The organism is Idiomarina rhizosphaerae, assembly GCF_024159085.1.
Classification (GTDB): domain Bacteria; phylum Pseudomonadota; class Gammaproteobacteria; order Enterobacterales; family Alteromonadaceae; genus Idiomarina; species Idiomarina rhizosphaerae.
Map to the genome: position 1 here is coordinate 303,470 of NZ_JAMZDE010000005.1, position 22,549 is coordinate 326,018.

Genomic DNA, 22,549 nt, shown 5'->3' on the forward strand with positions numbered 1-22,549 from the left:
TGAGCCATGGGTCTAAAAACTGAGCAAATATCTTTTGATCAGCTTATTTCTGAACTGTCGACCCGCCTTATTAATAGCGAGCCTGCTGAAACTTACGAATGCATAGAAGAGGTTATTGCCGCCATAGGAGACTACACCGACGCTGACCGCTGTTATGTTTTTGAGTTTAATGACAGCCTTGAGCACATGACCAACACTCACGAGTGGGTCAGAACAGATTATCAGGCGCATATCACTGATTTGCAGGCAATTGAAACAAAAGACCTGCCCTGGTTTTTTGAGCAGATAAAAACCCACCATAAATGTATTGTGGATAATATTGATTTGTTACCTCCGGAAGCAACAGCCGAGAAAGCTGAATTTGAACGCGAACAAATTAAGTCGGTTATTTGTGTTGGTCTGGTTGCAAACCAACACCTGCTGGGGTTTGTCGGTTGCGACATGGTGCGAGAAGAACGACAGTGGACACCAGAAGAAATTCGTCGCCTGCGCCTGGTTGCCGATATGGTCGCGAATACGCTGGAGCGCCAGCGCACCTATTCTGAGCTCATTCATACACAGCGAGCACTGGAAAAGGCCAACCGCATGCTGCAGGCACAAGTAGCACAGGACGGTTTAACCGGCATAGCTAATCGCCGCGCTTTCGATGAGCGTATTACTAACGAAATACAGCGAGCCTCGCGTCATAAAACACCGCTGGCTTTACTCATTATTGATATTGACCAGTTCAAACCCTACAACGACCATTACGGGCATTTGCAGGGCGACCAGGCTCTTAAGTCTGTTGCTGACGCAATGTTTGATCAGTTACAGCGCAATACCGACTTTATCGCGCGTTATGGCGGTGAGGAGTTCGTTGCGGTTATTTCCGCTACCAATGAAGAACAAACGAAAGAAAGCATGAATCAATTGCTAGAAGCGGTGCGGAATTTGAAGATAAAACATGAGCCCTCAGAAGTTGAACCATACCTGACCGTAAGCATTGGGGGCTATATTCATAAACCCAGGGCTGATGAAGACACTGAAGACTTAATTGCCCGCATGATATCTAAAGCAGACTCAGCGCTGTATCGCGCTAAGTCTGATGGTCGCAACCGGGGTTACTTAGACACTTAATTCCAGCTGGACAGCTGTTTCTGGAGCTCTTTATCGTCAACCTTTTTCAGGCTGGCGATAAGCTGCTGAGACTCCTCGTCATTGCCTTTCAGGGCTAGCAGCTGAGCTAACCGAAAGTTTGCCCAATGAGCTTTTGGCGCGCTGTCGGGTAACTCAGCGTCCAAATATTGTTGTAGTGCCACAATGCCTTTATCCAGCTGTTCTTCCGCCAAAACAGAGGTTTTACCAAATTGGTATAAAGCCATTACCGGAGCTTCGCCTTTTCTCGATTCACCCTCAGCCGCTTGTTCAAAAAAAGAGAACGCTTTTTCATAGTTCCCGTCTTTTTGTTCCTGAAAGCCTAGATAAACCAGGACGTCGGCGTTATTCGGATGCTCAGTTAAAATTTCATTCACTAGCGTTCGCGCCTGCTCTTCTTTTTCATGATGTTGCAGGTACTTAACTCGGGCAAATGCCCCTTCCACCGCATCGATTTCTCTCATGGCTTCAATTTGCGCCAGTGCTTTTTCGTCATCACCACCGGCTATTGAAGGTGCCATCATATAAAACTGCAGTAACGCAGTCCGATATTCCAGCGAACCAGGCTCAAGCTCTACGGCTTTTTCGAATGAGTCGACAGACTTTCCGGCATAACTGAGCGCACTGAAAAAAGAGTCCTGTGCCTGCTGCGCCATAACAATGCCCCGTATATGCCAGGCCTCGGCATTTTCCGGTTCATTCTTGACCCAGTCTTCCACGGTATCTTCGGCGTCATCCAGCCGCTGTTCGGACAAATGATTTTGAATAATTTGCTTAGTTGACTCCCCGGCATAAGCGCCGGGGAGAAATAAAGCAGCAGTTAGTACCAATACAAGCCATTTCACGATAACTCTCCTTAGTTAGGCTTTTTTCTGTTCTTCTACCCATTGGTCAACACGGCGTTCCAGAATATGCAGTGGCAGTGCGCCACCACCAAGAACGGTGTCGTGGAAACCACGGATATCGAACTTCTCGCCCAGGGCTTCTTTTGCTTCTTCACGCAGTTCCAGAATGCGGATCATGCCAATTTTATAAGCGGTTGCCTGACCCGGCATCACCAGATAGCGACGAACTTCTGAGCGTACTGCGCCTTCGGCAATAGGGGTGTGCTCCTGAAAGTACTTAACCGCTTCCTCTTCCGTCCAGCCTTTGGCATGCATGCCGGTATCCACCACCAAACGTACGGCACGCCACATTTCTGTCGTTAAGCGACCAAAGTTAGAATAAGGGTCTTCATAAGCACCCATTTCTTTCGCTAACTGCTCTGCATATAGGCCCCAGCCTTCGGTGTACACCGTAAAGCCTGCCTGAGTACGGAATTCTGGCACCGACTCCAGCTCCTGAGCGATGGAAATTTGCATGTGGTGCCCCGGGTTACCTTCGTGATAGGCAATGGCTTCCATCTCGTTTTTCGGCATAGAGCTCATATCCGACAAATGCGCGTAGTAAATACCCGGCCGATCCCCATCTGGCGAGCCCGGATAATAATGCTGGGCGGCACCATCTTGTTCACGGAAAGGTTCGACACGTTTCACCACCAAATCCGCTTTTGGCAAAATGCCAAAATACTCCGGCAGCTTCTCATTAATGTAAGCCAGGTACTCACGCGAATCCTCCAGATACATCTCTGCACCTTCGTCGTTGTTCGGATAGAAGAAACGCTCATCGGTACGGATATAATCAAAAAACTCCTGCAAGTCACCGTCAAATTCAACTTGCTCTTTAATGGCGATCATTTCATTAGTCAGACGCTCGACTTCATCAAGGCCTATTTGGTGAATCTCTTCAGCCGTTAAATCTGTGGTGGTGTAGTTCTTCAGCAGAGCATTATAATAAGCTTCGCCGTTTTCCAGACGATGCACGCCGGTTGCTATTTCGTCGGTGTTTTCAATATCCTCCTCCAGAAAACTGATTAAAGCTTCGTAACTTGGATGGAAACGTTCCAGCAATACTTTACGGACTTCTTTTTCGCATTCAGCGGCTTGTTCTGCGGAGATAGCACCTTTTTCCTGCAAACTACTTAACTTGTTCTTAGCGTCTTCCAGCAGGCTTGAGTCGCCTTCCTCGTCAAACGGCGCACCGGAAGTCAGGCCTTCTGCTTCTTTAATAATTTGCTCGTAAGCGAAACGCGGCGCACGGACACCATTCTCAACTTGCTGTTCAGCACGCTGCAATAATTGCTCAATAGCCGTTGCACCGCCTTCCAGTCGCGAAATATAGGCTTCCATGTCTTCAGCGCTGTCGACTCGGTGGAAGTTGATTAAAAACTGCGGTAAGAAGGTGTGCGCACCACGCATTTGGTCAAACACGTAATCCATGCCGCGGAATTCGGCATTACGCTTGGCCTGCTCGTACTGATAGACCCAAACATCGTAAGAAGTCTGAGCTTCAAGGTTTAATTTGTCGTAGTCAAAGTTGGCTTTAAGCTCTTCAACAGTTCCTTCCAGCCACTCTAACTGCTTTTTCTCTGCGGCTACGGTCATATCGTCAATGTCGCCGTAGCGATCTTTGCGGCCCAGGAAGGTCATTTGAATAGGGCTTTGCTGAAGTTGTTCTTCGTACTTTTCCTCAAACCACTGATTCAGACGTTCGGTTTCAGATTGCGAGCTTTGCTCTGTCTGTTTGGGTTGCTCAGCAGCCGTTTGAGAATTTTGGCCGGAATTATTCTCTTGCGGTTGCCCACAAGCCGTTAATAAGCCCAAAACAGCCAGGGCGACAATGGAATAACGCATAGCAGTGTCCTTTATTCTTCTTTTGATACAGGAAGAAAAACTATAGCGTGCTTGTTACACTATTGGAAATGCTTAAATTGTAACCGACTGTTTTATGGCGAAACCCAACAAGAAAGGGCCGGTACGCACCGTGCAGATTTCTTGTCTGCAGTGCAAAACGCCCATATTTAAATATCGCAAAGGTGGTAAAGGCGCTTTAGTGAAATGCTTTATTGAGCGGATTGTTGAAGACCACACCACCAAACCATGCCATTGCCCAGGCTGTGGGCAGGAGTTCGCACGCGAAACCATGATACGCGGCACCCCTGCTTACAAAATTATTGGCGGTAAAGTCCACTCAAAATAGGTGCAGCATGTCAGTCTCAATTAGTGAAAAAACCAAACAGGCATACCAACACGCCGTTGAACAAGCCAGCGCGTCGCTTTTGCGGCAACCGCAGAACTCAATGGCCGACGAACTGAGGCAGCTTGCGGAACAACTGCAACCGAATGAGAAAAGAGACGTTTATGGCAGCGGTTCGCTTATTAATGACTTTGAAGACGAAGTAGCAGAGTTATTAGGCAAACCCGCAGCGTTGTTTATGCCAACCGGCACTCTGGCACAGCCTTTGGCTTTGCGCGTGCACGCAGATGACCGCCAGCGCAACGGCGTAGCTTTGCACCCAACCTCGCATTTAATGTTGCACGAACACATGGGCTTTGAAGCTTTATGGAAGCTCAACGGCACCACCACGGGTTTTGCCGATAACCCCATAACGCTTAACGACCTCAAGTCGGTGCAAACGGATGATTTGGCGAGCGTGCTACTGGAACTGCCCATGCGCGAAATTGGCGGACAACTGCCCGATTGGGACGACTTAGTCATGCAGTCTCAGTGGGCACGACAACACAATATTGCGATGCATCTGGATGGGGCGCGCTTATGGCAGGTGCCGGGCGCTTATGACTGTTCACTGCCCGAAATCTGTGAGTTATTTGACTCGGTTTATGTCAGTTTTTATAAAGATTTAGGCGGCATTTCAGGAGCCATTCTGGCAGGCTCGGAGGGTTTCATAGAGCAAGCCAAAGTCTGGGCTCGCCGTGCTGGCGGCAATATTATTACTCAATACCCTCAGGTGTTGTCTGCCCGCCACGGCCTAAAGGAAAACCTGCCAATTATGCCGGAAGCCGTAAATTACGCCCGCGCACTTGGCGAAGCACTTAACACATTGAGTGGTGTACGAGTTAACCCAGAAACACCGCAAGTGGCCATGTTTCATCTGCATTTTGCTTTAAAAGCCAATGAGCTCAGTGAAAAAATAACGGATTACGCCAGCAATACTGGGGTTGTATTACTACCGCTTCCAAGAGCTGAAATAGACGACCAAGCTATTTGCGAAATTTCAATTGGAAGAAACGCCATGTCGCAACCACAGAGTTTTTGGCTGCGACACTTTAAGGCGTTTTTGGAAACACTCTAAGGTATTAATGGTGCTTTTTGTGGTCGTCGTTGTGGTGTTTTCGGTGCTCGCCCAACACATGATTCAGCGTGTCTAAATAGCTTTTACCAAAGCCTTTAACGCGCTGTTTATTCATTTGCTCAGAACCCAGATGCACTTCTTCCAGCGAATTCGCTGCAATATCCAGTTCTTTGCTTAAACGCGCCAGCGCCACTTCTAGTGTGTAGGTCAGTTCATGAACTTTAGCCATGTCCTGTGCAGTTAAATCGCCATTCACGATTTCCTGCAGTTTCGCGTTATACTCGTTCAGGTTCATAATAGCCTGTTCCAGATTCTCGGCTGGCTCTGGTTTAAAATGTTCGTATCGCTGCTCATCGTCGTCGGCCATTGCCGCTACGTTAAAAAGCAGTGCCGCGCCTGCAGCCATCATGGACAAAAGTTTCATAAAAACCTCATTTATTGTTAATAGTTATCATTATTGTTCATGTGTCCGTTTTTTACAAGATGAACGGCGGTGAACCTGATATCCTTTAGCTTGATGTATCTCAAGGAGTGAAGCAATGTTTTCCTGGTTTGAGCGCCGATTAAACCCTTTTCCTACGGAGGAACCGACTCAGGCTCCTACCGGATTTTTTGCATTCTGCTGGCATTTCACCAAAGGAGCTACCCCTTTTATTGCGGTCACTGCAGCTCTTATGGCCGCTATTGCCATTGCCGAAGTCTGGTTGTTTGGCTTTTTAGGGCAAATTGTCGACTGGCTGGCAGCGCAGGATAAAGAAACCTTATTAAACGATCAGTTCTGGCCATTGCTTGGAATGAGCGCGATGGTTTTAATCGGTCTTCCCTTACTGGTCTGGTTTCATTCTATGCTAACCCACCAGACGTTGCTGGGTAACTTCCCCATGCGCATTCGCTGGCTGGGGCACCGCTACCTGATGAAGCAGTCCATGAGTTACTATCAGGACGAGTTTGCCGGCCGTGTCGCCACCAAATTAATGCAAACCTCACTCGCGCTGCGTCAGTGCATCATGACCTTTATTGAGGTTGTAAACTACGTTGCCGTCTACTTTTTAGGGATGTTTGTCATTATTGGTAGTGCGGACTGGCGCATGATGCTGCCACTGGCTTGCTGGCTTATCTTATACGCTCTGTTGTTACGCTACTTTGTTCCTAAACTGGGTAAAATATCAGCCGAGCAAGCTGACGCCCGCTCTAATATGACCGGACGCATTGTCGACTCTTATACCAATATTCAAACCGTTAAATTGTTCTCACACTCACTGCGCGAGGCCGAGTTTGCGCACGAGGGCATGGACACTTTTTTGGGCACAGTGCATAAGCAAATGCGCCTGGTTACCCAGCTTTACGGCTTTCTCTACTTTATAAACTGCGCACTGTTGTTCGGCTCTGCCGCCACCGCCATTGTGCTGTGGATGGATAATGCTGTGACTTTAGGCGCTGTTGCTGTCGTTATTGGTCTGGTTCTGCGCTTGTTTGGTATGTCGCAAATGGTCATGTGGCAGATGTCGACCCTGTTTGAAAGCATTGGTACCGTTCAGGACGGTATTGGCTCAATTGCTGTACCACAGCGCATTGTCGATGAACCTGACGCCCCGGCTTTAAATGTGACTTCCGGCGACATTAATTTTGACCATGTTCGCTTCCATTATGGCAAAGGCCACGGTGTTATGGATGACTTTAATCTGCACATTAAACCGGGAGAAAAGGTCGGTATTGTCGGACGCTCCGGGGCGGGTAAATCCACGCTGGTGAATTTGCTGTTACGCTTCTACGACGTTGAGGGCGGCGAAGTTCGTATTGATGATAAACCCATTCATAAAGTGCAGCAGGACAGTTTGCGCGCCAACATTGGCATGGTAACTCAGGACACTTCATTGCTGCACCGCTCAGTACGCGACAATATTTTGTACGGACGCCCCGACGCCAGTGAAGAGGACTTAATGAAGGCAATACGGCAGGCGCATTGCGAGGAGTTTATTGCGGACTTAAGTGACAGCAAAGGTCGCACCGGTCTGGATGCCCATGTCGGCGAACGCGGTGTGAAACTTTCAGGCGGTCAGCGCCAGCGAATTGCCATTGCCCGTGTCATGTTAAAAGATGCGCCCATTCTGATTCTGGACGAAGCAACCTCAGCGCTGGATTCGGAAGTAGAAAACGCCATTCAGGAAAACCTGTATAAACTCATGCAGGGCAAAACCGTTATCGCTATTGCCCACCGCTTATCCACTATTGCTGCTATGGACAAGCTGGTGGTAATGGATCAGGGTCAGATTATAGAGCAGGGCAGCCACGAACAGCTGCTTGCTCAGGATGGTCTCTACGCCAAGCTATGGCGTCATCAGTCCGGTGGCTTTTTAGCGGAAGAAGCTTAATGAGTTAGCTCGTACGCTTCGTCCGATTCTATTTTGGCGAAGCGTACGTCCAGTTCCATTAACCGTTTTTTGCCCCGGGCGGTCATGTCAGTAATAAACTGAAACTGCTGCCTGGGGTCTATCGGGTAGGCTTTTAAGCGATACTTTGTGCCCCAGGGCTGCTCTGCGGCAGTAACGGCTATGGGCTTACCTAGTTGCAGATAAGGGCTAGTCAAGGCTACTTCTTCAAGCGCGTCGCGAATTTGATAGGCGTCGGCTTCCGGCTGAGTATAAAACTCGGCAATACACATTAAACTGGGGCCACCGTTGTTGGCGTTATGGATTAAGTTATCCCAGAGTTTTAAATGTGGCACCCAAATAACGGTGTCATCATTAGTAACCAGTTCAACTGTGCGCATGCCAATATGTGTCACCTCGCCATAGCAGCCATCCACTTCTATCCAGTCCCCCGGACGGTAGGGCATTTCATGAATAGCCACCACTCCGGCAATTAAGCTGCTGACGTAATCTTTTAACGCAAAACCTATTGCCAGACCGGCAGCACCCAGTGTTGCCACCATATTTTGCAAAGTGGGCTCAATAATACGCGGAATAATCATAACCAGCGCAATAACCAGAACCACTATGCGGATCATTGGCACCATAGCCAAAGTGTATAACCGCCTTTTACCGTGTAAATGCGCCGCTACCCAGGGTAAAACGCGCTGAGTAAGCCAAACAACTGCCAGTGCCAGGGCAAAAATCACAACGATTTCAAAAATGGCAAAGCCGTCCAGTGATTTAAATAGTCCGGTAACGTCTTTTACTGAACCTGTTTCCATTCCTGTCTCCTAAGCTCGCGCCGTTAAAACCGGTCTAACCAAAAACCCCGGGACATGAGTAACTCACGGACAACCGGGTAGCCTCGCGGAGTGACGTACCAAAGTTCTTGCTCAAGCTCAATCAGGCCGCGTTGTTTAAGTACCTGTAACTGAATTTCAAGCTGGCTGCCTGAAACTATCGGCAATACCTGCACTAACTGCGTTTTACTCATGCCCCGGTGAAGCAACAGGGCATAACAGACAAAAGCAGTGGCATCATTTATCTCTGAGGGTAACGCCGGTGTTTCAAAGGCCTTTTCGCTGCCACGTTGGTAACGGTCTGAATAGGCCGCAGCGACGCCGGCATTGCCCCGGCTTAATGCAGCTAAAGCCCGTAAACGCCCGTCTCCGCGAGCCAGCCCGAGCTGCTCAAGGGCGTTTTGATCCAGCCCCTGCAATGTCCATAACTGATTTACCGGCACCGGCCAGACTTTTTCCAGAAAAGCCCAGGCCCAACTGTCACAAACAATAACGCCTTTACCAGCTTCACCGGACAGTACCTGAGAGAAGAATTCCCGCACCCAGCGCAAACCGTTCGTCTGGCGCAGAAAGCTGTGTGCTAACTGAGGCATTATCCAGGGTTTATTATCATCGGACTTAGGCGAAAGCTCCGGCATAGGAGAATCAGCTGGGTCGCAAAGTGACTTTCTGTCGGGCAGGCTCATTTCCCGCAGACTATGCTTCTCAGCCCACTTTTGTACGGCTTCCTCAACACCAGAGTGAGGTGGCGCAATAATCCAGCGTAAGCTGCTATCGTCATCGTCATTTAACCAATCAGAAAAGCAGTCATCCAGAGCTTCTGCAGCAGTATCAAAACTTAGTTCCAGTACTTGCGATTGCTCTTTCTCACCCTCCTGTTCTTGTTCTGGTGTTATCCAGCGAACAAATTTTTTCCACCACTTTTTTATTTTTATCGTGGTGGGCACGGCGGGTTTTTCATAGTCATCGACTGTCACCCATTGCCACGTTTTTTCTGGCTCTTCGGCCATTCTGAGCGTCCTTTTCACAGATAAATAAAGTATTGCTTAGCACCGATAATAGAGTGCCTTGAAGCAGAGTCCAATGAAAAATTTTGCAACCCGACTCTTGAAACCAAATTGAGCAGTACACATATAGAAGTTAAGGTCGGTGTCTCTGAGAGAGCCGCCTTAACCGACACATGGTGTGTCATTTAATTAAACATTTTAAAGTTATTGCTTCAAAGGAGAATGACTATGGCAACTATCGACTTAAGCCCTCTATATCGTAGCAGTGTAGGTTTTGACCGTATGGCATCTTTGCTGGATTCGGCGCTACGCTCAGATACTGGTGCAACCGGATATCCTCCCTACAATATTGAACTGGTAGCAGAAAACCAGTACGCCATTACGCTGGCGGTTGCAGGTTTTGAAGAGGATGATCTGGAAATTGAAGTAGAGAACGGCGTGCTTCGTGTGACCGGCAAAAAAGCCGAAGAAAACGAAAAACGCGAATATCTGCACCGCGGCATTGCAAACCGTGCCTTCGAACGTAAGTTCAGTTTAGCTGAACACATTGAAGTCACCGGCGCAGCCTTAAAGAACGGTCTGTTAACGGTCGGCTTGGTGAAAAACATTCCTGAAGCCAAGAAGCCGAAACGTATCAACATTGGCAGCTCAACTAAAGACCTGCTGGAAGATCGTTCTAAAAGTAAGGAAAGTGCTGCTTAAACTTAAGCACTGGATGAGGGGCGGCAATTAGCCGCCCTGTTTTTCCTGACGTTGCCACTCTACTGGGTGCCCACAGACGAACCCCTGGATATAGTCTACGCCCAGCTGAGTGAGCTTAATACGCGCCTCGTCACTTTCCACACCCACTGCACATACCTCAATATCAAGAACCTTAGCAATGCGCGCACAACTGGCGACCAGTTCCGCATCAACCGCATCTACCAGCATGTCCTGAACCCAAAACCTATTAACTTTAATTTGCGTTAATGGCAGCTGTCGCATAAGCCGGAACGAATTGAAGCCGGTACCAAACTGATCTAAAGCAGTACCAATGCCTAAATCCTTAAGCTCTCTGAACAGACGGTAAGTTTCATCAAAGTACTTGTCGGCATCAGGCTCTGCCACCTCAAACACCAGTTGCTCCGGCTGTAATATAGAATGCTTCAGGCTTTGTTCTATAAAGCGAATAAAGTCGACATCTTCGAGGCTTTGTGCGGACAAATTGATATGGCAGCGCCAGGTACGATTAGCCTCAAAGGGTTGTTCATTAAAATGTTCAATAACTTCCCTGACCAGCCAGCGGTCAGCTTTACCCATAACGCCGGCATTAAGAGCTGCTCGTAAAAACTGCTGCGGAGCAATAGCCTCGTCGCTTTCGTTACCCGGCAGTCGCAGCAGTAACTCGAAGCAATGCTTATCTTCACTTTTTGCGGCACTGACCAGTGGTTGCGCAAACAACTGCCAGTTTTCTTCCCGTAACGCTTTTTTCAGCCGCGCTTCCCACTCTTCCTCAGCTTGCCCAATCAAGCGTTTCTGATCGGCTTCGCTGTGCGAATGAACTCGATAGTCACCCTGCTGCATTGCCAGCTGCACGGCTTCCCGAGCCTGCCGCATAAGAGTGCTGGAGGCCAGACTTTCGCCGTGACTGTAAGCAATACCGGCGTGACCTGTCAGCTGAAAAATACGTTTTTCACTACTAAAACGAAACTCTCTGCACACTTGCAGTAAACGATGCGCTTGGGCAAACGCCGCTTGTTCATCTTCGTTCGTCAGCAACGCAATTTCTGCTTCACTTATGCGTGCGACACGTGCGCTTTTAGGTGCTTTTTGCTGCAAGGATAATGTCAGCTGTAGTATGGCCTGATCACGACCGTCAGCGCCGGCTTGATCCGCAATAATCTGCAAACCATTAAGACGAATAATGGTAACGCTGGTTGTCTTTTTTCTATCCAGACGAGATTGTAGCAGGCGTCGAAACTCGCGCACGTTTAACAGACCCGTTACGGCATCGTGATGTGCCAGAAAGTTAAGATGAACTTCTGCTTCCATACGTTTCGTTACATCGGCCATACGTCCGGTATTGTCAGGAAACAATTCAATATCGAGCCACACTTTACGACCATCAAGCCGCTCAATAGAAACCAGTTGGCGCTGCCCTTCAATACTAAAACCTTTTGGCCAGTGCATCTGAATCTGTTTCAGAGAGTGAGCCGCCAGAATTTTCATCATTTGCCGGTTAACCTGTTTGAGACTGCCGTCGGGGTTAACCTTGAACCAACCTTCTCCGGTTCGTTTTAAAATACGCCATAAACGTCGTCTTAAAATTTTGCGGTTACGTTTTAAATTGCTAATGCGCTGTACCAGGCGACTAAATCGGTAACGCTCAAGCGCCAGCAAAAACATGGTTGTGACTAACGTCAGGCCGCTGTACAACAATAACCCGGAAAGCCCTTCCCATATTGGGTTATAGCGTGGTGAAACCAACAACCAGGCGGATATAATGGTGAAAACCATCAACACCGTTTGCCATTTATGACCCGCCACGGGCTGTTTCTGCAGGCTACGGCCAATAACCACTCCGCCCCAGAGCAGTAGCGCATTAATTTGCCAGGATACAGAGGCCAACCGCCAGGGCTCTGATAACCACGGCAGCAAAATTGTCAGCGCAATAGCCGCCATCATTACCGCATAACCAATACGGTTGAACCGGGAGAATTTGAAGCGAAAACGCGACCATTCCCATATAAACCAACTAAGAGCCAGAACCAGGAGCTGGCTTATATACACCTTAAGCTCCGCAGCAATGTCCGGCGAGTATGGTGTGAAGTAAGTAATCCAGATACCGCTGTGTGATAACAGTGCGAGGGTAAAAGTTAATGTCAGGCCGCCAAAGGAAATTAACAAACGACTACCGAACAACCGCGCTGAAACAGCCGCTGCTAAAGCCAGCAGAATAAGAATACCGGCGTTAACCCCCAAAGCTGTTTGTTGCTGCTGTAGGCGCAACTGCAGGTCGCCCGGCTGCCACAGACCTATAGACGGCATTTGCTCCGGCCATTGCTGCACCGACACCGCCAACCAGACAATTTTGTTAGCTGGTAAGGTTACCGGCAAAATTTGCTCATGAGACAAATAATTACGCTGTAATAGCGGGGTGGAAAACCGACTGATGTTGCTGCTTTCTATTTGCCCATTTTTATCCAGCAAATAAACCCCAACTTGCTCCAGGTAAGGGTCGCCGAAATGCAGGTGAAGAGTAAGCGGCGCGTTACTGCGATTAAACAAAGGAACCACGCCCCAGACATTGGGTCGTTCACCGGCGTAATTATGATCCTGCAACTCCTCAGAGCTTAACCAGCGCTGCGGTTCATTAATAGCAATGCTCTCAACTTGCAGATTGGCGTTGACCACCCGGTAATTGAAATGTTCATTCAGCATTAGGCGCGAGCTTTGCGGGGAAACGGTCAGAGGGTCCTGAGCAAAAGCCGGTGGTATCAGAGTTAACGCTAACAGTATTCCGGCAAACAAATAGTTAAACATAACCATGCTCCACCAGACGTGCTTCTACTGCAGCCTCGGGTTCTTCCAAAGCTTGTAACCAGACGGCATCGCAAATTTCCGAGTAGAACAGCAGCCAGTGCCGCTGGTTAATACTCAAACGCCAGCAAAACTGGTCGGCAGCCCATTCTTTTTCGCGGATAGTAGCACCAATACGCTCACAAAGTTCGGTTACCCAAAGCTCATGGTCAGCTTCCGGTGGTGTACTTTTTAGCGTAATGACGTTGTCTTCCATTGTTACTATTTACCCGTTAAATAATTGTCGCTCGCTGGCCCCGGACAAGAAAGCTTCCACGGCCTGCATAAACTCATTGCCATAACGTGCCAGTTTCACTTCCCCAACACCATTGATTTCTAACATATCTTTTGCTGTTGTGGGATAGTGCACACACATTTCTACTAGTGCTGCGTCACTGAACACCACAAAAGGCGGCACCTGATCACGGTCAGCAATGTCTTTACGCAACTTGCGTAAACGCCGGAATAAAATTTTATTATAGTCACCCCGGTCGGTAATTCGGGTTTTGGTTGCGGTTAATTCTATTCGCGGCTTAGCCAGCTCCAACGGCACTTCGCCTTTTAAAACCGGACGCGCGGCGTCAGTCAGTTGCAAAGCTGCAAAACGCCGAATGTCCTGCAGAATAAGTCCACGGTGAATTAGCTGTCGTAATACCGAAAACCAGTGCTCCTGGGTTTCCGACTTACCTAAACCGTAAGTGCTCAACTGGTCGTGTCCCAGCTCGAGAACACGCTGAGCTTTTGAACCGCGCAAAACCTCAACCACGTGGTTAATACCAAACTGCTGACCTACGCGGTACACGCAGCTCAATGCTTTTTGGGCGTCCTCCAGACCGTCGTAGCGCTGCGGCGGGTCCAGACACAAATCGCAGTTTCCACATTCTTTATCGGAGTACTCATTAAAATAGTTAAGCACAACCAGTCGTCGGCAAGTTTGCGCTTCAGCCATGGCCTGCATAGCTGAAAACTTTTGCGCCTCGACCAGACGCCGCTGCTCATTCTCCTGATCTTCTATCATCCGCCTTATCCACTGCGCGTCGCGGGGGTCATAAAGCATTACTGCCTCGGCTGGCAGACCATCGCGCCCGGCACGCCCTGTTTCCTGATAGTAAGATTCAACGCTGCGGGGAATATCAAAATGAATAACAAAACGAATGTTGGGCTTATTAATACCCATACCAAAGGCCACCGTCGCAACAACAACGTCGATGTCGTCACGCAGAAACTGGCGCAGAGTACTTTCCTTTATCTGGTGCTCAATACCGGCGTGGTAGGGCGCTGCACGCACTCCGGCTTGCTGCAGACTTTCCGACAGCTCTTCGGTTTTTTTTCGGCTGCCACAATAAATAATACCAGCGGCACCTTTTTGCTTTTTAACGTAGTCACGAACCTGCTTCAGCGGCTTGTACTTTTCCTGCACCACATAACGAATATTGGGGCGGTCGAACGAGCTGCGATGTACCAAAGGCTCGCGCAGACACAGCCGTTCGATAATATCGTGCTGAGTGGCAGAGTCCGCGGTCGCGGTTAATGCCATAAAAGGCACATTCGGCAAATAATTACGCAGTACCCCGAGTTTGCCGTATTCAGGCCGGAAGTCGTGCCCCCACTGGCTAATACAGTGCGCTTCGTCCACCGCAATAAAATTGAGATTTAATGACTGCAGGCGTTCAATAAAAGACGGCTGCAAAACCCGCTCAGGACTCACATACAAAAGCTTAATGTCACCGTTCTGCAAACCCTGAAATGTTGCCATCGATTCCTGCGACGACACGCCCGAATGCAGGGTTGCCGCTGAAATATCCAGAGCTTTAAGTGCCTCGACCTGATCCTGCATTAGCGACAGCAATGGCGAAATCACCAGAGTAAGGCCGTCACCACAAATAGCCGGCAACTGATAGCATAGCGACTTACCGCCGCCGGTTGGCATCAGCACCAGAGAGTCACGCCCCTGCATAGCGGCCTGCATAATATCCTGCTGTCCATCACGAAACTGATGATAGCCAAAGATAGATTCAAGCTGCTGCTTAAGCGGATCAAATTGTGTTTTTTCGGCCGTACTGCTGTGCATGGTTATATTGACTTCCCGAGTAACATGCTCTTATTGTAAGCGTCCTGTCCGCTAATCACCATGCCGAAAATGGATACACAAACAATACTGACAAAAGTTTCCGAGTTTATGAACACTCAGGTTCCGTTCCAGGCACTGCTTGGCTTGGAAATTACAGAGTTTAACCCTGCGCGTGGTGAAATTCGGTTTAAATGGCAAGACCAGCTTATGGGCAATGTACCACAGCGTATGTTGCACGGCGGGGTTACCGCAACAGCCCTGGATACCGCCGGAGGACTGGTCGCTATAGCCGGCATGGTCGACAGGCTGGAGTCTCCTACTGAAGCTTATTTAATGGAGCGTCTGAGCCGTTGTGGTACTATTGACCTTCGGGTTGATTATCTTCGTCCGGGACGCGGTAACGAGTTCATAGCCAGCGCAACCATTATCCGCTCAGGCAATAAAGTAGCGGTGGCGCGGATGGAGTTGCACAACGAAGAAGGCACGCACATAGCGTTCGGAACCGGGACTTATCTGGTCGGCTAACGCTGATAAAAAAGGATTCTAGAGACATGTCCGATGACGCCGTTCGGGCGCGGCAAGGCGTTTTCTTCGCACTTGCTGCCTATACTTTTTGGGGCATAGCACCGGTTTACTTCAAGCTGGTGAAACAAGTACCTGCGCTAGAAATACTCTCCCATCGAATTATTTGGGCATTTTTGATGGTGTTTGTACTAATAGTTGCCATGAAGCGACTGGATCGCATTCGCCCTATTCTGAAAAGCCGCAAATTAGTACTGCGCCTAACCCTGGCTACTTGCCTGCTGGGCGGTAACTGGTTTTTGTTTATTTGGGCCGTCAACAGCAATCACATGCTGGATGCCAGCCTCGGCTACTACATTAACCCGCTATTGAATGTGGCTATCGGAATGGTGTTTTTTGCCGAACGTATGCGTCGCCTGCAATTAGTTGCCATTGGCATGGCCGTGGTGGGCGTTACCATCCAGATTGTGACCTTTGGCTCAGTACCCTGGGTGGCTTTGGCTTTAGCGTCTAGTTTTGCCATTTACGGCGCCATTCGAAAACGTCTGCCGGTAGACTCTATTAGCGGACTTTGGCTGGAAACCGCGATTCTATTCCCGGTAATGCTCATTTATCTATTTGTGTTTGCCGAATCAGCCAGCAGTGATTTAACCGCTAACCCGTGGACGTTAAACCTGTTGCTCGTTGCCGCCGGGCTGGTCACAACCATCCCACTGCTGTGTTTTACCGCAGCGGCACAGCGCCTGCGCTACGCCACGCTGGGCTTTTTCCAGTATATAGCTCCAACATTAATGTTTGCTTTGGCGGTAGTGGTTTACGGTGAGCCTTTGGAAGAAAGTAAGCTGGTCACTTTCATTATTATCTGGAGTGCGCTGGCACTGTACAGTTTCGATTCTATTATACAGCGCCAGCGTGATCGTAAAGCGAAGAAGAAGTTAGCTTCAGCTGAGGCTGGCATCCATTGAGATCTCAGCCTTCAGCACTTTGCTGACAGGACAACCGTCTTTTGCTTTTTCAGCCAATTTCTGGAATTTATCGTCGTCAATATCCGGTATACTGGCTTTCACCTTCAGATGAATTTTAGCGATACTGAAGCCATCGCCATCTTCTTCTAACGACACTTCGGCTTTGGCATCAATACTCTCCGGCTCATAGCCAGATTCACCCAGCATTAACGAAAACGCCATGGCGTAGCAGCCTGCGTGTGCCGCGCCCAGAAGCTCTTCCGGGTTGGTGCCCTTACCTTCTTCAAAGCGGCTCTTAAATGAGTATTGGGTGCTGTCTAAAACACCGCTTTGCGTTGAAACAACGCCTGAACCTTCTTTTATACTACCTTTCCACTGTGCATTTGCAGAGCGTTTCATAAAATGCCTCCGACATTGTATGTATGTACCTTAAGGGTAGTCGAAGAATGCGGTTTTTGATCACCTCTTTACACTTCAGAAAACGGGATCCAGTCGTGCATAAGCAACAACCAGCCACTTGCTGCCGACATTGTCGAAGTTAATCTGAATTCTGGATTGCGGACCGGTACCTTCATAGTTCAGCACAGTACCCTCGCCAAACTTAGGATGACGCACGCGCTGGCCTAATGAATAACCGGTTTGCTCAAAGCTTTCGTGGCTGGCGGCATTGTTGAAGCGACCGTAACTGTTAGGGTTTTCAACTTTAGTTTGCAGCCGTACTTGATGCAGAGTATCCGCCGGTATTTCACTGATAAAGCGACTGACTTTATGGAACAACTCCTGACCGTAAATACGGCGCTGCTCGGCATAAGTAAGCACTAACTTTTCCATTGCCCGGGTCATACCGACGTAGCAAAGGCGACGCTCTTCTTCCAGCCTTCCGGGTTCATCCATGGACTGCTGAGACGGGAACAGGCCTTCTTCCACACCGGTCATAAACACTAAGGGAAATTCCAGACCTTTAGCACTGTGCAATGTCATCAGCTGTACCGCATCCTGATACTCATCAGCCTGTTCTTCACCAGCTTCTAGCGAAGCGTGTGCCAGAAACGCATTCAACGGTGTCATATCTTCTTCGGCGTCATCCAGAGTGAAGTTTTCGCAGGCGGTGACCAGCTCTTTCAAGTTTTCGACCCGGGTTTCCGCTTTTTCGCCTTTTTCGGCCTCGTACATGGCCATCAGCCCGCTTTTCTTAATCACTTCATCGCTCAGGCGACCTAACGAAAACTCTTCGGTTTCGTCGTCTAAACTCTCGATAAAGTCCAGAAACGAACCCACTGCGTTACGCGCCCGCCCGGCTAGCTGCTTTTCGTTGACCATATATTTTGCCGCCTGCCATAAGGACTCTTCACGTTCTCGGGCAGCCTGGCGGATCATATCCATAGTACGGTTACCAATGCCTCGCGTTGGTGTATTGATCACTCGTTCAATGGCGGCGTCATCGTCGCGGTTGCCGAGAATTCGCAAGTACGCTAGTGCGTCTTTTATTTCCTGACGGTCGAAAAAGCGCAAGCCGCCATAAATACGATACGGAACGCGCGCATGCAGCAACGCTTCCTCTAAAATACGTGATTGTGCGTTACTTCGGTATAAAATAGCCGAGTCCTGTAGCGAACCACCCTGATCACGCCATTCTTCAATTCGCGCCACAATATAGCGGGCTTCATCCATTTCGTTGAAGCCCGCATACAGGCTTATCGGCTCGCCGTCGTTACCGTCAGTCCATAAGTCTTTACCCAGACGCCCCGAGTTATTGGAAATAACCGAGTTTGCGGCTCGCAAAATGGTGCTGGTAGAGCGATAGTTTTGCTCCAGACGGATAGTCTCAGAGCCTTCAAAGTCCGATAAAAACTGATGAATATTCTCGACTTTGGCACCGCGCCAGCCATAAATAGACTGATCATCGTCACCGACAATGGTCACGCTGTTCTGGCTACCAGCCAATAATCGGATCCAGGCGTATTGGATGGAGTTGGTGTCCTGAAACTCGTCGACCAGAATATGGCGAAAACGGTTCTGATAGTGCTCGCGGACAATGCGGTTATTACGCAGTAACTCGTGTGCGCGCAGCAGCAACTCGGCAAAATCCACCAGGCCGGCTCGGTCACAGCTCTCCTGATACAAAGTATAGATTTCTTTTAAGGTTTGCTCTGTAGGGTCGTAGGTTTCGATATGCTGCGGGCGCAGACCTTCGTCTTTTTTACCATTGATGTACCACTGTGCCTGTTTTGCTGGCCAGCGTTTGTCATCCAGATTTAAGCTTTTAATTAAACGCTTAATAAGCCGTTGCTGATCGTCGCTGTCAATTATCTGAAAGTTTTGCGGCAGGCCAACGTCCATATAATGCGCACGCAATAAACGATGCGCCAGACCATGGAAGGTACCAATCCACATACCGCGCACCGAGCTGCCTACCAGTTGCTCAACCCGTCCGCGCATTTCGGCAGCTGCCTTATTGGTAAAGGTAACGGCCAGAATACTAAAGGGCGAATACTGCCGTTCCTGAATAAGCCAGGCAATGCGATGCACCAACACACGGGTTTTACCACTACCGGCTCCGGCCAGAACCAGCATGTGACCGTCGGTTGCAGATACGGCCTGCTGCTGTCGTTCGTTTAAATCTGCCAGAAGCGGGTGTGTACTCATTAGCGGTCACCTAAATCATTAGTAAGAACTGTATTACGTTATGGCGTCAGTGTAATAGTGCATCACTGTATAAGCAACCAGTAGTTGTTTACGTGTTTTAATCCAGTAAGAGCTGCTGTAGCTGATTCAGATTGTGCAAAGTCACTGTCGGCAAAACAGACATATGCTTTTGCGTGCCCAGCCCTGAAGTTAGCCAGGCGGACTGCCAGCCATGACGCTGCGCGCCAAGAATATCGGAATATGGATGATCTCCCACATGTAAGAACTCATGCGGTTGCCATTCGGGCAGTTTTCGTTCAGCGGCGGCGAACATATCGGGCAGGGGTTTGCCGCGAATGCCTTCTCCGGGCTGAATCACCAGCTCGAAGTACTTAGCCAGACCAATTTTATCCGCATTAACATTGCCATTACTCAGCGCAATTAATTTGTAACGCTGCGACAGGGCCTCCAATAATTTTATACTGTCTTGTGGCACTTCAAAGTTACTACGCTCGGACAAAAACACATCCATAATGGTGTTCGCTGCCCGTGCCGAATCATCCACACCGAATTTCTCTAACCCCAGTTCCAGGGTTTTCAGGCGCAGTTTAGTCATATCGCTGGCGAGAGTTTCATCCGTACGGCTCACCTCATCACGGAAGCGGCGCCAGTGATGCATGTCCCACTCAGCAGTTTGCGGGTATTGTTCTGCAATATAGCTGTGCGCAACTTCTTCCGTACGTTGCATAACCGGTACATTGTCATAAAGCGTGTCGTCTAAATCAAAACTGATAACTTTGGGTAAATGCCAGCGGCGGTGGAACTGCATAACGGGTTACTCTTATTTGATAAAAGTTAAGTCGATTTTTTCCGGGCGCGCGGGTGGGCGCTGTCATAAACACTGGCTAAACGCTTAAAGTCCAGATGAGTATACACCTGAGTTGTGGATAAGTTAGCGTGTCCAAGCATTTCCTGCACAGCACGCAAATCACCACTGGATTCCAGCATATGAGAGGCAAACGAATGCCGTAACTTATGCGGGTGCAAGTCACCCACCACTCCTTGTTGTTTACCCCAGTAATTCAGACGCTGCTGCACGGTACGGGGGCTAATACGCTGTAGCCTTTTACTCACAAAAAGCGCCAGCTCAGGCCTTTGATTTAACCAGGCCTGACGCACCGACAACCATTTTTTTAAGGCTTTTTCAGCACAACGGCCAAAAGGCACAATGCGCGTTTTGCTGCCTTTACCGGTCACTCGTAATTGCATCATACGGTGGTCAATGTGGTCCAGATCAAGGCTCACCAGCTCCGCAAGACGAATGCCGCTGGCATAGAGCAGCTCCATCATGGCGGCGTCGCGAATGGCTAAGTCATCATCTGTGGGTAAATCCAGCAAATGAGAGATACTGTCCACATCGAGGTTTTTGGGTAAACGTTTGGGGATTTTCGGTGCCGATACCGACATAGCAGGGTTGTCATCCATTGCGTTAGATTCCACCATGAACTGGCAGAAGGTACGCCACGCTGACAATTTTAAAGCAATACTGCGTTCACCCAGTCCATTACGCCGCCAGCCAACTAAAAGCCGTTCAATAACAGGGACACGCAGCGCTTTAGGTTCCGTTATTTTTTGCAGTTCAAGAGCCGCGATATCAGCCGCAATAAGGCGCTGATAGTTCTTTAGCGTTAGCTCAGCTAGCCCCCGCTCTCCCTGCAGTTGTTGCATCCATTTTTGCTGCCAGTCATGCAGCTTCATGGTTTTGCAGTAGCCCCGGTAACAATGCGCTAAGCAAAGCCTGTAGCTGATTGATCAGTAACTTGTCCATTGCCGGCTCGAAGTGACTGGCGTTAGTATTACCGACCGCCAGCATACCTAGCTCACCGTTGTCGCCCAACAGAAGCAGTGCCACAGAAGCTATCTCTTCGTCCTGAAACAACAGCTTATGCTCTTGCTCAGTTAAACGACCAAGATAGATAGAACTTTCATTGAAACGTTTGCTTAGTAGCTTTTTGTGAGTGTCGGACGCAAAGCTGTATTGCTCGCCTAAATCCACCGGGCTGTCGAAAAACTTCAACGACAAGGCCGGCATTTCCAGCTCATTCTCAAAGGTGTTTTGCAGTTCATCCAGAACCTGGCTCAGGCTCCGACAGCGCAACAAACTCACGTATAAGTTGCTATAAGCGGAGAAAATAGCTTCATTGCGGCGCGCGTTTATCATCAGCTCGGTAATTTCTTCTTCCAACTGCTGTACGCGCAAACGCAGCTTTTGTTGCTGCCGTTCAATTAACGAGACGGCGCCTTTTTCACTGTGTTGAAACTGTAACTGAGCCAGTAAGTCATCGTTTCTCGTGAAAAAATCAGGATTCTCTTGTAAGTATTCTCTTATCAGGCTGTCGTCTAAACGTTCATTTGCAATCATCTTCGATTCGCTACTCATAACACCATCTGTCCATCGTAAACTAATTCTGCGGGGCCGGTCATTTTTACAGGCTGCCCCTGCTGCCAACGGATAATTAAGTCCCCGCCGGGCAAGCTGACATTTACTCGCTCATTTAATAAACCTTGCTGAATACCGGCTACAGCTGCCGCACAGGCGCCACTACCACACGCCATGGTTTCACCTACGCCACGCTCAAACACACGCAGTTTAATTTCATCAGCCGATACTTTCTGCATAAAGCCTACATTCACGCTTTCGGGGAAGCGTTCATGCGCTGCAAGGGCAGCTCCGAGGGTTTCCACTGGTGCAGTATCGACGTTATCCACGGCGATAACACAGTGCGGATTGCCAAGACCCACAACACCACAAAGAACCGTTTCTTCTTTTACTCTTAAAACGTAAGTCTGCTCTGCTTTTTGCGCCTTAAACGGCACCGCTGCCGGTTCGAATAAAGGTTCGCCCATATCCACAGTCACTTGACCGTCTTTCTCCAGGTGCAAAACCATTTTTCCGGCTTTGGTACTGACCTTAAGATGATTCTTATTGCTTAAGTTCTTAGCTTTTACAAACTTCGCAAAACAGCGGGCACCGTTGCCACATTGAGCAACTTCGCTACCATCGGCATTAAAAATGCGGTAATGAAAATCCAAATCGGGGTCGTAGGGCGGCTCAACTAACAGCATTTGATCAAAACCAATGCCCGTGTGCCGGTCTGCCCAGCGGCGTATTTGATCTGGGTTCACATATAAATTCTGAGTGACGTTATCCACCACCATAAAGTCGTTGCCGAGCCCGTGCATTTTTGAAAAATGTAATAACAT

Annotated in this window: 21 protein-coding genes; 7 read left to right on the forward strand and 14 right to left on the reverse strand. The window is 49.0% G+C overall.

What is annotated here, in order from left to right; translation table 11 throughout:
* The first annotated feature begins 6 nt into the window (after positions 1-6).
* Complete coding sequence (locus tag NJR55_RS05460; protein WP_253618533.1) at positions 7-1,116, forward strand: sensor domain-containing diguanylate cyclase; 1,110 nt, start codon at positions 7-9, stop codon at positions 1,114-1,116.
* Here the strand turns inward: NJR55_RS05460 and NJR55_RS05465 are convergent.
* Both NJR55_RS05465 and NJR55_RS05470 read right to left on the reverse strand, forming a co-directional pair.
* Positions 1,113-1,979 carry a tetratricopeptide repeat protein gene (locus NJR55_RS05465; RefSeq protein ID WP_253618534.1) on the reverse strand — a complete coding sequence of 289 codons (867 nt, stop codon included), beginning with the start codon at positions 1,977-1,979 and terminating at the stop codon, positions 1,113-1,115. The genes NJR55_RS05460 and NJR55_RS05465 overlap by 4 nt on opposite strands.
* Positions 1,980-1,994: 15 nt before the next feature.
* The gene (locus NJR55_RS05470) at positions 1,995-3,866 is read right to left on the reverse strand and encodes a DUF885 domain-containing protein (RefSeq protein WP_253618535.1); all 1,872 of its coding nucleotides are present in this window, start codon (positions 3,864-3,866) and stop codon (positions 1,995-1,997) included.
* 94 nt (positions 3,867-3,960) lie between these two features.
* Between NJR55_RS05470 and NJR55_RS05475 the strand changes: the two genes are divergently transcribed.
* On the forward strand, positions 3,961-4,212 hold the full coding sequence (locus NJR55_RS05475; RefSeq protein WP_053953456.1) for a hypothetical protein: 252 nt from the start codon (positions 3,961-3,963) through the stop codon (positions 4,210-4,212).
* A gap of 7 nt (positions 4,213-4,219) precedes the next feature.
* Positions 4,220-5,326 carry a threonine aldolase family protein gene (locus tag NJR55_RS05480; protein WP_253618537.1) on the forward strand — a complete coding sequence of 369 codons (1,107 nt, stop codon included), beginning with the start codon at positions 4,220-4,222 and terminating at the stop codon, positions 5,324-5,326.
* Positions 5,327-5,330: 4 nt separating this feature from the next.
* Here NJR55_RS05480 and NJR55_RS05485 read toward each other — a convergent pair whose 3' ends face one another.
* Positions 5,331-5,750, reverse strand: coding sequence for a DUF6746 family protein (locus NJR55_RS05485; RefSeq protein WP_253618538.1), 420 nt, complete (start codon positions 5,748-5,750; stop codon positions 5,331-5,333).
* A 115-nt stretch (positions 5,751-5,865) separates the two neighbouring features.
* Here NJR55_RS05485 and NJR55_RS05490 point away from each other — a divergent pair, with 115 nt between their 5' ends.
* The gene (locus NJR55_RS05490) at positions 5,866-7,698 is read left to right on the forward strand and encodes an ABC transporter ATP-binding protein (RefSeq protein ID WP_253618539.1); all 1,833 of its coding nucleotides are present in this window, start codon (positions 5,866-5,868) and stop codon (positions 7,696-7,698) included.
* On the opposite strand, the gene NJR55_RS05495 is transcribed toward NJR55_RS05490, so the two are convergent.
* Both NJR55_RS05495 and NJR55_RS05500 read right to left on the reverse strand, forming a co-directional pair.
* Positions 7,695-8,519, reverse strand: coding sequence for a mechanosensitive ion channel family protein (locus NJR55_RS05495; protein ID WP_253618540.1), 825 nt, complete (start codon positions 8,517-8,519; stop codon positions 7,695-7,697). The genes NJR55_RS05490 and NJR55_RS05495 overlap by 4 nt on opposite strands.
* A 23-nt stretch (positions 8,520-8,542) precedes the next feature.
* On the reverse strand, positions 8,543-9,547 hold the full coding sequence (locus tag NJR55_RS05500; RefSeq protein ID WP_253618541.1) for a hypothetical protein: 1,005 nt from the start codon (positions 9,545-9,547) through the stop codon (positions 8,543-8,545).
* Between the two features lie 225 nt (positions 9,548-9,772).
* On the opposite strand from NJR55_RS05500, the gene NJR55_RS05505 reads away from it, so the two are divergent.
* A complete protein-coding gene (locus tag NJR55_RS05505) occupies positions 9,773-10,246 on the forward strand; it encodes an Hsp20 family protein (protein ID WP_253618542.1) in 474 nt (157 codons plus the stop codon).
* A 27-nt stretch (positions 10,247-10,273) separates the two neighbouring features.
* Here the strand turns inward: NJR55_RS05505 and NJR55_RS05510 are convergent, their stop codons facing one another.
* Genes NJR55_RS05510 through recQ form a run of 3 tightly spaced genes read right to left on the reverse strand, consistent with a single transcriptional unit; the run spans position 10,274 to position 15,173 of the window.
* Positions 10,274-13,066 (reverse strand): EAL domain-containing protein, encoded by a 2,793-nt coding sequence (locus NJR55_RS05510; RefSeq protein WP_253618543.1) that lies wholly within the window; start codon positions 13,064-13,066, stop codon positions 10,274-10,276.
* Positions 13,059-13,319 (reverse strand): DUF3630 family protein, encoded by a 261-nt coding sequence (locus NJR55_RS05515; protein ID WP_253618545.1) that lies wholly within the window; start codon positions 13,317-13,319, stop codon positions 13,059-13,061. Before NJR55_RS05515 ends, NJR55_RS05510 begins: the two co-directional genes overlap by 8 nt.
* A gap of 9 nt (positions 13,320-13,328) precedes the next feature.
* The gene (recQ, locus tag NJR55_RS05520) at positions 13,329-15,173 is read right to left on the reverse strand and encodes a DNA helicase RecQ (protein ID WP_253618547.1); all 1,845 of its coding nucleotides are present in this window, start codon (positions 15,171-15,173) and stop codon (positions 13,329-13,331) included.
* 60 nt (positions 15,174-15,233) lie between these two features.
* Between recQ and NJR55_RS05525 the strand changes: the two genes are divergently transcribed.
* Together NJR55_RS05525 and rarD are read left to right on the forward strand one after the other, a co-directional pair.
* Positions 15,234-15,698 (forward strand): thioesterase family protein, encoded by a 465-nt coding sequence (locus tag NJR55_RS05525; protein WP_420844454.1) that lies wholly within the window; start codon positions 15,234-15,236, stop codon positions 15,696-15,698.
* Between the two features lie 26 nt (positions 15,699-15,724).
* On the forward strand, positions 15,725-16,660 hold the full coding sequence (gene rarD, locus NJR55_RS05530; protein ID WP_153850297.1) for an EamA family transporter RarD: 936 nt from the start codon (positions 15,725-15,727) through the stop codon (positions 16,658-16,660).
* Here the strand turns inward: rarD and NJR55_RS05535 are convergent.
* From NJR55_RS05535 to dapF, 6 genes are all read right to left on the reverse strand, one after another.
* Positions 16,637-17,059 carry an OsmC family protein gene (locus NJR55_RS05535; RefSeq protein ID WP_253618551.1) on the reverse strand — a complete coding sequence of 141 codons (423 nt, stop codon included), beginning with the start codon at positions 17,057-17,059 and terminating at the stop codon, positions 16,637-16,639. The two genes, rarD and NJR55_RS05535, sit on opposite strands and share 24 nt — an antisense overlap.
* Before the next feature lie 75 nt (positions 17,060-17,134).
* Entirely contained in the window at positions 17,135-19,306 is a 2,172-nt protein-coding gene (gene uvrD, locus NJR55_RS05540; RefSeq protein ID WP_253618553.1) for a DNA helicase II, read from the reverse strand.
* A 97-nt stretch (positions 19,307-19,403) separates the two neighbouring features.
* Entirely contained in the window at positions 19,404-20,114 is a 711-nt protein-coding gene (locus NJR55_RS05545) for an HAD-IA family hydrolase (protein ID WP_253618555.1), read from the reverse strand.
* Between the two features lie 26 nt (positions 20,115-20,140).
* Complete coding sequence (locus NJR55_RS05550) at positions 20,141-21,043, reverse strand: tyrosine recombinase XerC (protein WP_253618557.1); 903 nt, start codon at positions 21,041-21,043, stop codon at positions 20,141-20,143.
* Positions 21,030-21,725: a DUF484 family protein gene (locus NJR55_RS05555; RefSeq protein ID WP_253618559.1), complete on the reverse strand. Its 696-nt coding sequence runs from the start codon at positions 21,723-21,725 to the stop codon at positions 21,030-21,032. Before NJR55_RS05555 ends, NJR55_RS05550 begins: the two co-directional genes overlap by 14 nt.
* Positions 21,722-22,549 (reverse strand): diaminopimelate epimerase, encoded by an 828-nt coding sequence (gene dapF / locus NJR55_RS05560; protein WP_253618561.1) that lies wholly within the window; start codon positions 22,547-22,549, stop codon positions 21,722-21,724. The genes NJR55_RS05555 and dapF overlap by 4 nt, the downstream gene beginning before the upstream one ends.

Bases quoted from the DNA above. Each gene is read 5' to 3' on its own strand.
- NJR55_RS05460 (WP_253618533.1), top strand. From the start codon at position 7: ATGGGTCTAAAAACTGAGCAAATATCTTTTGATCAGCTTATTTCTGAA.
- NJR55_RS05470 (WP_253618535.1), bottom strand. From the start codon at position 3,866: ATGCGTTATTCCATTGTCGCCCTGGCTGTTTTGGGCTTATTAACGGCT.
- NJR55_RS05475 (WP_053953456.1), top strand. From the start codon at position 3,961: ATGGCGAAACCCAACAAGAAAGGGCCGGTACGCACCGTGCAGATTTCT.
- NJR55_RS05480 (WP_253618537.1), top strand. From the start codon at position 4,220: ATGTCAGTCTCAATTAGTGAAAAAACCAAACAGGCATACCAACACGCC.
- NJR55_RS05485 (WP_253618538.1), bottom strand. From the start codon at position 5,750: ATGAAACTTTTGTCCATGATGGCTGCAGGCGCGGCACTGCTTTTTAAC.
- NJR55_RS05490 (WP_253618539.1), top strand. From the start codon at position 5,866: ATGTTTTCCTGGTTTGAGCGCCGATTAAACCCTTTTCCTACGGAGGAA.
- NJR55_RS05495 (WP_253618540.1), bottom strand. From the start codon at position 8,519: ATGGAAACAGGTTCAGTAAAAGACGTTACCGGACTATTTAAATCACTG.
- NJR55_RS05500 (WP_253618541.1), bottom strand. From the start codon at position 9,547: ATGGCCGAAGAGCCAGAAAAAACGTGGCAATGGGTGACAGTCGATGAC.
- NJR55_RS05505 (WP_253618542.1), top strand. From the start codon at position 9,773: ATGGCAACTATCGACTTAAGCCCTCTATATCGTAGCAGTGTAGGTTTT.
- NJR55_RS05510 (WP_253618543.1), bottom strand. From the start codon at position 13,066: ATGTTTAACTATTTGTTTGCCGGAATACTGTTAGCGTTAACTCTGATA.
- NJR55_RS05515 (WP_253618545.1), bottom strand. From the start codon at position 13,319: ATGGAAGACAACGTCATTACGCTAAAAAGTACACCACCGGAAGCTGAC.
- recQ (WP_253618547.1), bottom strand. From the start codon at position 15,173: ATGCACAGCAGTACGGCCGAAAAAACACAATTTGATCCGCTTAAGCAG.
- NJR55_RS05525 (WP_420844454.1), top strand. From the start codon at position 15,234: ATGCCGAAAATGGATACACAAACAATACTGACAAAAGTTTCCGAGTTT.
- rarD (WP_153850297.1), top strand. From the start codon at position 15,725: ATGTCCGATGACGCCGTTCGGGCGCGGCAAGGCGTTTTCTTCGCACTT.
- NJR55_RS05535 (WP_253618551.1), bottom strand. From the start codon at position 17,059: ATGAAACGCTCTGCAAATGCACAGTGGAAAGGTAGTATAAAAGAAGGT.
- uvrD (WP_253618553.1), bottom strand. From the start codon at position 19,306: ATGAGTACACACCCGCTTCTGGCAGATTTAAACGAACGACAGCAGCAG.
- NJR55_RS05545 (WP_253618555.1), bottom strand. From the start codon at position 20,114: ATGCAGTTCCACCGCCGCTGGCATTTACCCAAAGTTATCAGTTTTGAT.
- NJR55_RS05550 (WP_253618557.1), bottom strand. From the start codon at position 21,043: ATGAAGCTGCATGACTGGCAGCAAAAATGGATGCAACAACTGCAGGGA.
- NJR55_RS05555 (WP_253618559.1), bottom strand. From the start codon at position 21,725: ATGAGTAGCGAATCGAAGATGATTGCAAATGAACGTTTAGACGACAGC.
- dapF (WP_253618561.1), bottom strand. From the start codon at position 22,549: ATGTTATTACATTTTTCAAAAATGCACGGGCTCGGCAACGACTTTATG.